Below are 12,435 nucleotides of genomic sequence, written 5' to 3' on the forward strand. Positions count from 1 at the left end.
CCAGCGCAGACTCTCGCCCCTCGATGATCGTCGTCTTTGGAGCCACGGGATTCACCGGCCGCTTGTGCGTCGAAGCCTTGCAAGACTTGGGCGTCAAGGACGTGGTCCTCGGAGGCCGTAGTCGCTCGAGCCTAGCGGAGCTCAGCAATCGCACCGGCTTCAAGTATCGCGTGGCCGATGCAACCAACAGCCAGAGCCTGCGGGAGCTGGTGCGCGGCGCCCAGGTGGTGGTGAGCTGCGCCGGGCCTTTTGCACGCTTCGGGGAGCCAGTCGTCAGCGCGGCGCTGCACGCGAAGGCGCACTTCCTCGATACCACCGGGGAGCAGGCGTACATGATGCGCGTCGTCGAGCGCTACCATGGCGCTGCGGTGCTGGCGAAGGTCGCCGTGGTGAACGCCCACGCCTTCGAGTTCGCGCTAGGCAGCTGCGCGGCATCGCTCCTTGCGGAAACGCATCCCGAGCTCGACACGCTGCACGTCTTCAATCGAGTTCAGGGGGTGAGGAACATCGCGGCTAGCCGGGGCACGCTCAAATCAGGACTGGGTGCCTTGGCTGAACCCGGCTACGAGCGCAAACGGGGCGTGCTGGTTCCCCGCGGGGTGTCGCCGTTGCCGCGCCGGGCGCACTTCCCAGACAACGGCGCGACGGAGCTCGCCGTGCCATTTCCGGGAGGCGAAGCCATTCACCTGATCAAGCAGCACCCTCAGCTGAAGAACGTCAGCACCAACTTGGTAGTGCCTAAAGGCCTCGCGGCGCCGCTGATGGCCGCCTGGTCGCTGAAGCACGTCTACAAGCGCGTGTACGAGCGCGGCTTGCTCAAGGACATCGAGGCGCGCATCGATCAGGGCAGCGAAGGGCCGAGCGACGACGTACGGCGCCAGCAAGCCTTCAAGGTACTAGCAGTAGGCAGCGTGGGTGGCAAACACGGCACCGAGCAGAGCGTGCTGGTCACTGGAACGGATCCTTACGGAATCACCGCGCGCTGCATTGCGATTGGCGCAAAATGGCTGGTCACCAAAGAGGCGCAGAACGTCGGCGTCGTGGACACCGCCAGCGCCTTCGGAGCGCGCGAGTTCTTGCAGGCGCTCGAGCCCTATGGCGTGCGTGTCAGCACACCCGGGTCGGTCAGGGCGTGAGGCGCAGAGAGAGCGCGTCCCAGCCTCCGACTTGAGTGCCGCCCGGCAGTTCGCCCGCCGTGTGGCCAGCGACGTAGAGGAGCCCGCTGCCGAACGTCGCGATCCCGTGCCCTTCGTCTCGACTGGCGGTGCCGATCTGGGTGCTCCACACGAGATCGCCCTGAGGATTTACCTTGAGCACGAAGACATCACGCCCCCCAGCCGTAGTCTGCCCGGCTAGCGAGCCGTCAGTCGCACCTGCGACCAAGAAGTTGCCGTTAGGATCGATGGTCGCCGAGAACGCGTAGTCGGGCGCCGTGGAGCCATAGAGTCGCGTCCAGACGTCGTTGCCGGAAGCGTCCAGCTTGATGAGTAAAGCGTCGACTGTCCCCACTCCGGACTGTCCGGCGTAAGGTGCGCGCGCTGCACCCGCCATGTACACGTTGCCCCCCTGGTCGACGACCACGGCGCTATCGAAACCGTCTCCCGGGAACTGACGGGTCCACTGCTCTACGCCGGCCGAATCGTATTTCCGCACGAAAAAGTCGTAGTAACCAGCGAGCGGCTCCGCGAGCGCGCCCTGGACGTAACCTGACACGACGATGCCGCCTTCCGGTGTCACCGCCAGGCTAAACGCGCGATCCGTACCAGCGGTTCCAAACTGCCGAGACCAGACCTCCTGGCCCGCGGCGTCGAGCTTGCGAAGGAAGACATCGGCGCCGCCAAACGCGGGGAGGCTCCCGAGAGAACCGCTGATTTGTCCCGCGAGGTACGAGTTACCCGCAGCATCGACCGCGATTGCCTGACCCACCGCGCTGCTCTCGCTGTAGAACTGATGCGTCCACAGCACGCTTCCCGTCGAGGAATACTTGCGAACGAATGCCCCGGCAGAGTCCGGCGGCAGCCCCTGAAGCGTGTAGCGAGACGCACCTACGGCTAGAACGTTGTCGTTTGCGTCGACAGCTACCCCATTTGCTTCGTCGATTTCTCCTGTACCAAACTGTTGAGCCCACAGTTCAACGCCCGTAGGCGCAACCACGCGCACGAACGCGTCATTTCGCCCGAAGTGCGGCTGTAGAGGCAACGACCCTGCTGCCGCGCCAGCAAAAGCAACGTTGCCTTTGCTGTCCACGGCGACGCCGTTGCTTTGGTCGTACGCCGTGGAACCGAACTGCGGCGGCCAGTTCTGGGCGCCACACACGCGATCGGCCGTGGCAGTGCCCGGGCTCAACTCCACCTGCGCAGGGGAGCAGTCGGTCCATGGTGCGCAAGCTGCGCTATTCGCCGAGCTGCTGTAAGTTCCCGCGTCACACCCGGCGCAGCTGCGATCCGCCGTGGCGCTGCCGTCGCTTGCCACGTAGCTCCCCGGAGCACATGCCGCGCGCGGTGCGCAGGCGGTCGCAGGATCCCCGTCTGCGTCCCATGAATCGTCTCCATTTCCACATGGTATAACCGGATCATCTCCGCCTGCACAGTACTGACCAGCTGCACACGGGTCGCAAGCTTCAGCGTTGCGAACGCTGCCAGGAGGACAGACAACCGATATGGCCCCGCCGACGCCACCCACGCCGGCTCCACCGCCACCGCCCAAGCCGCCACCACCCAAGCCGCCACCACCCAAGCCGCCACCGCCCAAGCCGCCACCGCCCAAGCCGGCGCCTGCTGCACCGCCCAAGCCGGCCGCGCCAGCGCTACCAGCAACCCCGCCACTCGTACCCCCTGCCCCCGCGGTGCCCGCGACACCACCAGTCTCTGCTCCGCCCGCGCCGGCAAGCCCTCCGACGCCAGCACCACCCCCAGCAGACCCTTCGTGGGAGTGCTCTTCCGCCCGAGAGCACCCGACCAACCCAAGCGCGATACACAGCCCGACGAAACTGGTAGCCCGATATCTCACGAATCAATCCTCCGGCTCGATTCCGCACGGCATCCGCACGGCGCAAGTAAGAAGCGTGTAGGATAGGATGCAGCGGATGGTCAAGCAACCCAAGGTCGTAGACACGAGTCCGCGCGGCAGCCAATCGTTCTGGGCGCGGCACCCGGGGTACCTGCCAGTCGGAGCTCAGGCTTCAAATGAGACTGGAACGGCTCAACAGGCCTCCAACGCCGGTCGGGGAGCTTCCGCTGGCGTGATCGTAGGACTGCGTAGTGCTTCGATTTGACTGGATCGTGGTCCTGGCCACAGCCTTGACCCTCACCCCCGCGTGCCAACCGGAATGCCCCAGTCAGCCAACGCCGTGCGCGGTGGGCGGCGAATTGCACGTCGAATTGCCCCTCGATCCGGAGTTCGGTGCTTACCGACTGACCGTGGAGGGCACCGACAGCGTACGCAGCTGTCTGTTGATTGCGCCCGACTTGCCGGGCGAAAAGAGCTGGGTGAGCGCCGAGTGCGTTGGCATGTACGTCACGCCGGTCATCGAATCGAACTGCGACAGCGGCTGTACCCCAGGTCCAAGCATCAACTGTGGCAGTGAGTGCACGACGGAAGTCACGGGCTACCGCGCGCTGGTCACCTGGGGCGGACAGCTCGATACGCTCACGCTAACCCTGGAAGACTCCGGCGGTAGCTACGCACCCCTGGAGGTCACGCCGGAGTACCAGACAGAGTATCCCGACGGAAAGAGCTGTGGGAGCAGCTGTCAGCGAGCCACCACCAGCGTCAGCCTGGATGAGTTGCTCCAGGAGTGACTGGCATCTGCCGCGTGTGACCAAAGCTGCGCAAGCTGGGCCAGATGGCCTCGAGCCCGCCACGGGGCTCACGGCACAGAAACACCGGCACGTCGATGTAGCCCGGCGCGGCCAGCGGCGTCTGCAAGCGTGAGACCTCCTCGCAGTGCGCGTAGCCTGCTTCGACCGATGCGCTGGGCAAGCCGAAGACGATCAGCTGCTGGGTGCGGTCGGCGTCGAAGCCCCAGTAGAAGTACGTCATGTTGCCGCTGACCGCGCGGGGCATCCCCGGTTGGCGGTAGACGTTATAACCCGCAGCGTGGGAGTAGCTGCCCGCGAGGATGCCGGTTCGGCGTTGCTCGTCTGCGGGCAGCGAAGAAAACACTCGCTCAACCTGTCGCGTGCGTTCCTGAGCGCCGAACATGCGATGCATGTCGTGAGTCAGCTCCATCGGACGCACCGCCCAGCCGAACAGCGCCCCCGCAGTAGCGTCCATGCGCTGGATGGACAGTACGGGGAGACTGAGCGCGCCCAGCCCGACGCCCGTCGACACGAGACCAACGACGAACACTGACCACCCGCGGGGCCGCTTTTCGCGCCAGTGCTCGAACGCAAGCCCACCGGCCGCCATTACCGCGGGGTAAGCGCTGGCGAGGTAGTACGGCTTGCCCGCGCTCACCAGGTAGAGCGCGGCCAAAACCAAGAAGGCCACGGCGAAAGGTCGGCTCGGCTTCTCCGGTGAGCGCAAGCTCGCCACCACCCCGGCGATCCACACCGGAAGCGCGAGCGGGCCGAAATACAACACCTGACCTGGTAGGAACATCACCCGCTGATCCACCAGCAGCGCCCGCATATGGCCCATGAACTCCAGCGTCGGGTAGCCGTGCTGTACCTGCCAAATCAGGTTCGGCAGCGCAATCAACCCAGCGAGCGCCACGCCCATCCAGGGCCAGGGCCGCTTGAGCTCCCCACGCACCGGACTCGCGAGAATACCCAAGAACAGCGCCGCACCCCAGGCGACCGAGGCGTGCTTCGCCAGAATGGCTAACCCCAGGGAAACACCCGCAGCGAGCCACGCCCAACGCACCTGCCTCTTGAGCGCAAGCGCGACCCAGTAGGCGCTGAGCGTACACAAGAAGACCTCGAACACCGGAATATCGAGCATCGACCCCATGCGCAGCGGTGCCGGCGCCAAGAGCAGCGCCAACAGCGCCACCAGTTGAGCGCGCCATCCTCCGCCCCAGAGCTTGACCAAGAGCCCAACCAGCCAGAGCGTCGCCGTCCCCGCCAAGACGGCCGGTAGCCTCAACGCAAGCAGACCGCCACCCAAGCGATCGACGATCGCGGCGATCCACGGAATGAGCGGCGGGTGATCGACGTAGCCAAAGGCGAGGTGCCGCCCGCACTCGATGAAGTACAGCTCGTCGGTATGGTAGCCGTAGCGACGGATCAAGAGCAGGTGCACCAGCGCCTTGAGCCCACAAGCCACGCCCACGACCCAGGCGCTCGCGCGCTCCCAGGCACGCTTCCTCACGGCAACACCCCATTCACGAGCAATGCCACGATTTCTCGCTTCACGGTCGCCTCGTCTGGACCAAGGCTAGGCTGATCGGGGTCCGCACCCGACACGAAGTGACGATGCATCGCCCAAAACACCAGCGTCTCGAGCAGAGCCCGCGCGACCACCTCGGCGCTCCCCAGCTTGCGCAGTCGCCGCCCGCGCCTGGAGAGCAGCTCAGTCAAGAGCTGCACCTGAGCGCGCCGACCTCCACCGAACCAGACCTCCGCTAGCTCAGGAAAATCGATGGCGCAGCGATCGATGAGCTTCAACGCGCGGCGATTCCGGGCGATCGCCTCGTACAAGTCCGTGAGCACCTCGGACAGCTCTCGCTCGACGCCGCGCACCCGCAGGCTGCCTTGCATCACTCCCGCGAGCTTCAGCGCTGCGGCTTCCGTCATCACGCGTGTCTGAACGTACCCCACCGTGGCGCCCGCCAGCGGCGTGCGCAGCGGCAGCGCGTCGGGCGTCGGCAACTGCAGGTGACCATCCGCGAAGCGCACCGCGGCGTCGAACAAGGCCTCCTTCGACTCGACGTACCCGTAGAGCGTGCCCTTGGCGACGCCGAGCCGCTTCGCGACATCTTCCATCTGAGTGCGGGCGAAGCCGCGCTGAATGAAGACCGCCGTCGCTGCTTCGATCAACTGAGGGAATCGGTCACTGGGGATGCTGCGCGCCACCCTCTGAGCATAACTGACCGACCGAGTCAGTTAAACTGGAGAGCGCTAGGCCAGATCAGCCTGGGTGAGCTGCTCGAGCGAACGAGCTCACAGGCACTTGGCCTTCATCGGTAAATCCGCGTCGCTAGCGCCCAGGGTGATCGAACGCGCATCGAAGCCGACCCCGATGCTGATCGCGTCGCAAGGCAGGCTGCCGTCACCGTTCGTGCCGTCGCTGCGCATGTCTGCGGCCCGGCGGAAGTCCTCGTACTCTCGGGCCTCATAATTACAGTCGCCGCTGGCGTTGCCGTAAACCTCGCGCACTGCGTCGATCGCCTCTTGCACCAGGACGACTCCGGTGATCGAGCCGTCGCTGATCGTCACCGAACCGTCCTCGTCGCGCGTCAACGTCGCGTGGATGCGGTACGACCGAATGCGCAAGCGGTAGTAGTAGTCTCCGTCCAAGCCGGCGTAGCTGCGGTGCATCTCAAAGGCTCCGGTTCCGGTCAGCTCGAGCGCATCGCCATCAAGGCGCCCGGACAGCACGGCGAGGGGCGCGCCGTTCGAGAAGTTCTGGGTCGCCGGGTGCCATACGGTCGCATAGGTCCCGTACTCGCCCTCCCCGCGACTACGCAGGAGCGCGCCCGCAACGGTGCCGTCGTCCGCAACCTCGAAGCTCAACACCGTCGACACGCCGAACGTCATCGCGTGGTTCGCGAGGTCCGCGATGTCACCGTAGAGATGAGAGGCGTCCAGCTCCGCGTAGCTGTTGTCCAGGCCATCGAAGCGATCGAACTGAGCGGGGTGCTCGCCAGCAAACCCGCGACAGTGGTCGGCATCCGGGGTGTCCGCATCCAGGCCGTCGAGGTTGTCGGAGTAGCTGTCGTAGAAATAGCGGTCGAGCTCGTGATTGGAGATCACCAAGGCGTAGGCGTTCGGGTTGCTCGCTCCCGCCGCTCCTCCAGTGCCGGCCGTCGCACCCACTCCCCCCGTGCCGGCGGTAGCACCGGCCTCACCGCCGCTTCCGGCCGTCGCACCTGCCCCACCGTTTCCAGCATCAGGTGAGGCGCCGTTCGAGCTGCAACCCACACTGCCGGCACTGATCAAGCTCACCGCGGCCAAGCCACGAAACCACGCTTTCGACATGAGTCAAGGTACGCAGCAGCGAGCCAGTTCGCCCCCCGCGCCCACCAAAGCGAGTGAGTTTCACATCCACACGGATCAGACCGCTTCGACGCTGACGGGGATCCCGTTCAAGTGTGAGGTACCAGCGAGCTCGTCGATAACCTGATCATCCGTCACATCATTGATGCTCACACCGGCGTAGCGCGCGGCGACATCCAGTTGTGCACCTTCGCGGCTGTGCCCGTATCCGTGTGGCAAGCTCACAACTCCGGGCATCAGCTCGTCGGAGACTTCGACCGGCACCTCGATGCTCCCAATGCGGGAAGTAACCCGCGCCCTTCCGCCAGAAGCGACGCCGACCCGCGCGGCGTCTTCCGGATGAACGAGCAGGGTGCAGCGCTCCCTCCCCTTCACCAGCCGCTCGCTGTTGTGCATCCAGGAGTTGTTGCTGCGCAGGTTCCGCCGACCAATCAACGAAAACGGGTGTGCCGTTGAAGCGCGCTGCTCGAGCTCTTGCTCCAAGCGAGTTACGTCGGCGATCAGCGCCGTGGGCGCGAGTTCGATGCGCTGTGAAGGCGTCTGCAACGCTTCGGGCAAGCGCGATTCGAGGGGCCCTAGATCGATCCCATGCTCCCCGAGGTCCGAGAACTGAAGCCTGTGCGGACCAAAACGCAGCAAGAGGCACAAGATTTGCTTCGGTTTCACTGCGGAAACGAAAGCCCGAAGCGCGCCGGCTGCTACGCGGGCGCCCCCGCCACGCAGTTCGAGCAGCTTTGCGCTCAGCTGGGTCAGCACGTCCCAGTCGCTCTTGAGCTCTCCTTTGGGGGAGAGGAGCGGCTCGGAGTACCGGGCATGGTTACTCACTGCCATAGAGCTCGAGAGCAACGGATAGTTGTCGCGCTCGAGGCCAAACGTGGTGGGCAAGATCACATCGGCGTGGCGCGACGTCTCGTTGATGTAGATGTCGACGGACACCATGAAATCGAGCTTGTCCAAGGCGCGCTCCACGCGAGGCCCGTTGGCGAGCGACAACGCTGGGTTGCCCGCGACGGTGATGAGTCCATGGATTTGCCCTGGGCCGGGTGTGTCCATTTCCTCGGCAAAGGCTGCGGACGGCAGCTCCTTCGCAAACTCGGGTAGGCCGCGCACGCGGGTACGGAACGAAGCGTAGCTCCCACGCAAGCCAATCATCGCGGCAAGCTTCGCGAGATCCACGGCGGGTGTGTTGAACATCATCCCGCCTTCACGATCCAGGTTCCCGGTGACGACGTTCAACGCCTCGAACAGCCACGAAGCGAGCGCACCGAACTGCTGAGTGGAGGTGCCGAGGCGGCCGTAGCAAGCGGCTCGCTTCGCCGTCGCGAAAGCCCTGGCGAGCTCACGGATCTTCTCGGCAGAGATCCCACACACTGCAGCAACGCGCTCCGGCGGAAAGCGCAGCGCGACGCTCTTGAGTTCGTCCAAGCCGTCGGTGAACTCTGCGAGGCGCCCAGGCGCTTCGAGGCCGGCTTCGAAGATGGCAGACAGCATCCCGAGCAGGAAGAAGGCGTCAGTCCCAGGTCGGATGAAGACGTGTTCATCGGCTTCTTTCGCCGTTTCCGTGCGGCGCGGATCGACGACTACCAGCTTCGCTCCTCTCCCCCGCAAATCCCGGATCCGCTGCTTGAATCCAGGGGCCGTCATGATGCTGCCGTTGCTGACCATGGGGTTTGCCCCGAGCATCAACAGGTAGTCGGTGCGCGCGAGATCGGGGACCGGCAGCAGCGCCTGATTGCCGTACAGGTGATAGGTGGTGAAGAGCCGCGGCAGCGCGTCCACCGACTGCGAGCTGTAGCGGTTCTTGCTGCCGATCACCGCGTGGAGCAGCACGAAGCCGAGGGTGCCCGCGTAGCTGTGCCCCAGGGGGTTGCCGCCGTACATCGCGACCGCGTCTTTGCCGTAGCGGGCCTGGATCTCTGCAAAGCGCCGCGCGACGATGCCGAGCGCGTCCTCCCAAGTGGTGCGCATCAGGCGACCGCCGACGCGTTTCATCGGATACAGCACGCGGTTTGGATCCTCGTGGATATCCTTCAGGCCCATCGCCTTGGGACACAAGTAGCCTTTGCTGAACGGATCCTGAGTGTCCCCGCGAATCGACGTCACGTTTCGACCGTCGTGCTCCACCGCCAAACCACAAGAAGCCTCACACAGCGAACAGCTCGCATACCCCTGCATGGCCGAAAGCCTGGAGCCGCAGCGTTCGGAACGCCAGTGTCAGCGTGAAAAGGCGCCCTTCGCGACGAATTTCAGGGTGTAGCCGGCCTGAGTGCTCCACGACGATCCTGCTGGCTTTGGCGCCAACTCGAGCTAGTTCTCCCGGCATGCAAACGCTCAGCGTGGATCTGAGTCGCCCCGCAACGGAGCGATGGCAGCTGACAGATGCCCAGAAGGCTGACGCGCGGGGCTTGATCGAGACGTACAAGTCCGATCTAGGCCTGGGTGATGCCTTGCCCGCTACAGAGGTCGCCCCGCTGATCATTGAAGCGGGTGCGTTGTTAGTGCCCGCAGAACTCCAGGGGGAGCTTGAGGGTTTGGCTGGGCAGCTCGCGGTTCCGTACGGCGATGTGCTCGTGTGTAACCTCTACTATGATGCGATCAAGGCCGTACTCATGGGTTGCACGGCGTTTGCGGTCGATCGCAGCGACGGACCGTTGCACGCGCGGAATCTAGACTGGTGGAGTGACACGCGTCTGCTGAGCCGCGCGACGCTCGTCACCCAGTTTCATGGCGCACCCGCGGGCGAGTTCATCACCGTTGGCTGGCCGGGATTCATCGGCGCCATGTCCGGTATCGCCCCGGGTCGCTTCGCAGTGACGCTGAACTCGGTGTTGAGCTTCGATGCCTTCGAACTAGCGACTCCAGTGGTCTTTCTCCTACGCGAGGTGTTGGCCACCGCACGCGACTTCGATGAAGCGTTGACGCGGCTGGCTGACACGCCCGTGGCTTCAGACTCGTTGCTCCTGCTCACGGGAACACGTCAGGGGGAGCTAGCGGTGATTGAGCGCACCCCAAAGCGCAGCGCCGTGCGTCGGGCCGAAGGTGGGGTCCTCAGCGTCACCAACGACTATAGGGCTCTCCCCGATGGAGCGGAGAATAGCCCGAGCCTCATCGCGCAGACCTCCTGCGCTCGCTTCGATCGCATTCGCGAGTTGCTACGGGAACCTGCAACCGACTACGACACTTGTCTGCATTACCTCGAGGATCCAGGCGTTCGCATGGACATGACGATGCAGCAGATGGTGTTCTACGCACGGTCTGGCGAGTATCGCGTCAGGACCCAGTCAGACCTCACTGACTGACAAGATCGTGTACGTGAAACGCGACACGCGGAAGGTGATGGCGAGGCGCATTCCGGTGTCGGGATTGTGGGCGACCACATCAATATCGGTATCCTCGGGGATCCCTTCGAGGTCGCGAAAGGTCTCTCCGGCCGGTGTGCCATGGGAGTAGGACACCCAGTTCCAGTACGGGGACAACGACGCGCGGTAGTCGTAGACCGTCTCGAAGTCATCGAGTCCAAGGACCACCGCGAGCACCCCAGAGCCATCGCCGTCGTCCACCGTCGCCAACTCGCAGCTGGACGCGGAGTAGTAGTAGAAGTTCCCGTAGAAGAGCGTGGCGTGCAGCTTCCCGAGCTCCATGCTGAGCGGGGGTGAGCATTCCGTGGGGAACTGATACTCACCGCCGGTTCCGCCGGAGTTCATCCCGCTCGCCCCGCCAGCACTCATGCCAGCGCTGCCTCCCTGACCGCCGGTCCCAGCGGCTTGGTCGCTGCTGGTTTGGCCGCAGCCCAAAGCGAGCAGCGCAGGCAACAGCAGGGCCCCCAGTCGACGCTTCCACATACCCTGACGCTAGCGCCACGCGTTCGCAGCTTCAAAGAAACGCGAGCTGCGCCGCCCGGGGCTAGTTGCGCTCCACCAGGGACAGCACGGTGAACTGCGTGCCGGAGAGCCGGAACACCACGTCCACCTCGTGTTGCGGGTCTGCCTTCTCGCTCAGCGTGACGCTGATGTTGGTGTCCTCGGGCAGCGGGCGGATCTCCGCTTCGCTCACCAGCTCACCCTCGGAGTAGCTCACCCAGTCCCAGGTGAACGCGTCCGCGGAGTAGAGGTGATACTGCCCGCTGGTCGAGGTCCCACGGAAGACGCTGAACGGCCCGACCGCCGACGTCTGTCCCGTGATGCGGCAACTCGAATCGGAGAAGTACTCGAAGCTCGCGAACTCGGCTAGCGGGGCGATCTCCCGCATCTCACCTGATAGCGGGAAGTCGCAACTCGTTGGGAGCCCCCCAGTGCCGCCGTTGCCGACGCCTGCACTGCCACCGAAGTTGCTTCCGGCGGAGGCGTTGCCACCAGCACCACTGCCAGCAGTCAAGAAGCCGCCCGCACCGCCCTGGGTGTTACCAGAGCTGCCACCTGCACCGCTGCTCGAGTCATCTCCGCCACAGCCAACGAGACACAAAGAAGGGAGCAGCAAAGCGACCAGACCAGCCCGAAGTGCGTTTGCCATCCTCTCCAGATACGCGAGATGTCGCGGTGGTCATCCTTCGGAAATGCAAATGCGAATGCATCGCCCCACGCGAGCGCTGCCCTTGCCCGCCACGCCGAGCTCTGCTGAAGTTAGCACAGTGGGGATTTCCAAAGAACTGCGTCTGGCGGCGTTCGGGCTCTCGGCGCTCGTCATCGCGCCTACCGCCCAAGCCCAGCAGACGAGCGACGGAAGCCAAGCTCACGTCAAACTTCAGGGCAACAGCCTGAGCTTCTACCGCAAGCAGACGTCTGGATACGCAAGCGGCGGTTCCGTGCGACTCAAGTCCGGCTACTACGAACGCGTGTGCAGCGCACCCTGTGACGTCGTGCTGCCGACGGGAACGCAACAACTCGCCATCTCGAGCGATGGGGATCCGGTGGAGACCAATGCAGTCGAGATCACCGGCGACGGGAGCCTCGAGGCGGACTACGAGTCGCGCCAAGGCACCCGGACACTAGGCGTCGTCATCGCGGTGGTCGGGAGCGTGATTGGTGCGTCGATCCTGTCGTATGGGGTGACGAAGGATGAAGGCGGCCTGCCGTTCACCCTGGGCGGTGTGGGCACGATGGTGGGCTCGATGCTGGCGGGAATGCTCCTCGTCCTGAGCACCCCAGACGAAGCGAACGTGCGATTCATCCCGAGTGCGCCGAGTCCGCCCGAGCGACATGCCGACACGGGTGGAGCCGACACCGCCAGTCTCAATCTCGTCTACACCCCTGGCCTACAGCTGAGCGTGGCGTTCTAG

The 12,435-nt window shown here is 64.7% G+C and carries 11 protein-coding genes; 4 read left to right on the forward strand and 7 right to left on the reverse strand.

All coding sequences use genetic code 11. The features are described 5' to 3' along the window. Positions 1 to 23: 23 nt before the first annotated feature. A complete protein-coding gene (locus tag H6718_03800; GenBank protein MCB9584491.1) occupies positions 24 to 1,136 on the forward strand; it encodes a saccharopine dehydrogenase NADP-binding domain-containing protein in 1,113 nt (370 codons plus the stop codon). On the opposite strand, the gene H6718_03805 is transcribed toward H6718_03800, so the two are convergent. Then, positions 1,126 to 2,472, reverse strand: a complete 1,347-nt coding sequence (locus H6718_03805; protein ID MCB9584492.1) for a hypothetical protein — start codon at positions 2,470 to 2,472, stop codon at positions 1,126 to 1,128. The genes H6718_03800 and H6718_03805 overlap by 11 nt on opposite strands. Before the next feature lie 788 nt (positions 2,473 to 3,260). Here H6718_03805 and H6718_03810 point away from each other — a divergent pair. Further along, positions 3,261 to 3,800, forward strand: a complete 540-nt coding sequence (locus tag H6718_03810) for a hypothetical protein (GenBank protein MCB9584493.1) — start codon at positions 3,261 to 3,263, stop codon at positions 3,798 to 3,800. On the opposite strand, the gene H6718_03815 is transcribed toward H6718_03810, so the two are convergent. The 4 genes from H6718_03815 to H6718_03830 form a co-directional block, all read right to left on the reverse strand. After that, positions 3,772 to 5,313, reverse strand: coding sequence for a glycosyltransferase family 39 protein (locus tag H6718_03815; protein ID MCB9584494.1), 1,542 nt, complete (start codon positions 5,311 to 5,313; stop codon positions 3,772 to 3,774). The two genes, H6718_03810 and H6718_03815, sit on opposite strands and share 29 nt — an antisense overlap. Further along, on the reverse strand, positions 5,310 to 6,017 hold the full coding sequence (locus H6718_03820) for a TetR/AcrR family transcriptional regulator (protein MCB9584495.1): 708 nt from the start codon (positions 6,015 to 6,017) through the stop codon (positions 5,310 to 5,312). Before H6718_03820 ends, H6718_03815 begins: the two co-directional genes overlap by 4 nt. An 87-nt stretch (positions 6,018 to 6,104) precedes the next feature. Continuing rightward, positions 6,105 to 7,142 carry a hypothetical protein gene (locus tag H6718_03825; protein MCB9584496.1) on the reverse strand — a complete coding sequence of 346 codons (1,038 nt, stop codon included), beginning with the start codon at positions 7,140 to 7,142 and terminating at the stop codon, positions 6,105 to 6,107. Between the two features lie 75 nt (positions 7,143 to 7,217). Next, positions 7,218 to 9,335: a molybdopterin-dependent oxidoreductase gene (locus H6718_03830; protein ID MCB9584497.1), complete on the reverse strand. Its 2,118-nt coding sequence runs from the start codon at positions 9,333 to 9,335 to the stop codon at positions 7,218 to 7,220. A gap of 146 nt (positions 9,336 to 9,481) precedes the next feature. On the opposite strand from H6718_03830, the gene H6718_03835 reads away from it, so the two are divergent. Then, positions 9,482 to 10,459: a hypothetical protein gene (locus tag H6718_03835; protein MCB9584498.1), complete on the forward strand. Its 978-nt coding sequence runs from the start codon at positions 9,482 to 9,484 to the stop codon at positions 10,457 to 10,459. Here the strand turns inward: H6718_03835 and H6718_03840 are convergent. Both H6718_03840 and H6718_03845 read right to left on the reverse strand, forming a co-directional pair. Further along, a complete protein-coding gene (locus H6718_03840) occupies positions 10,442 to 11,002 on the reverse strand; it encodes a hypothetical protein (protein ID MCB9584499.1) in 561 nt (186 codons plus the stop codon). The two genes, H6718_03835 and H6718_03840, sit on opposite strands and share 18 nt — an antisense overlap. 61 nt (positions 11,003 to 11,063) lie before the next feature. Beyond that, positions 11,064 to 11,669, reverse strand: coding sequence for a hypothetical protein (locus H6718_03845; GenBank protein MCB9584500.1), 606 nt, complete (start codon positions 11,667 to 11,669; stop codon positions 11,064 to 11,066). A 118-nt stretch (positions 11,670 to 11,787) separates the two neighbouring features. On the opposite strand from H6718_03845, the gene H6718_03850 reads away from it, so the two are divergent. Next, positions 11,788 to 12,435 carry a hypothetical protein gene (locus tag H6718_03850; GenBank protein ID MCB9584501.1) on the forward strand — a complete coding sequence of 216 codons (648 nt, stop codon included), beginning with the start codon at positions 11,788 to 11,790 and terminating at the stop codon, positions 12,433 to 12,435.

It is taken from the genome of Polyangiaceae bacterium, from assembly GCA_020633205.1.
Taxonomy (GTDB): Bacteria; Myxococcota_A; Polyangia; order Polyangiales; family Polyangiaceae; genus JAHBVY01.

Coding starts and splice junctions, on each gene's coding strand:
- H6718_03800 (MCB9584491.1), top strand. CDS start 24: ATGATCGTCGTCTTTGGAGCCACGGGATTCACCGGCCGCTTGTGCGTC.
- H6718_03825 (MCB9584496.1), bottom strand. CDS start 7,142: ATGTCGAAAGCGTGGTTTCGTGGCTTGGCCGCGGTGAGCTTGATCAGT.
- H6718_03830 (MCB9584497.1), bottom strand. CDS start 9,335: ATGCAGGGGTATGCGAGCTGTTCGCTGTGTGAGGCTTCTTGTGGTTTG.
- H6718_03835 (MCB9584498.1), top strand. CDS start 9,482: ATGCAAACGCTCAGCGTGGATCTGAGTCGCCCCGCAACGGAGCGATGG.
- H6718_03840 (MCB9584499.1), bottom strand. CDS start 11,002: ATGTGGAAGCGTCGACTGGGGGCCCTGCTGTTGCCTGCGCTGCTCGCT.
- H6718_03845 (MCB9584500.1), bottom strand. CDS start 11,669: ATGGCAAACGCACTTCGGGCTGGTCTGGTCGCTTTGCTGCTCCCTTCT.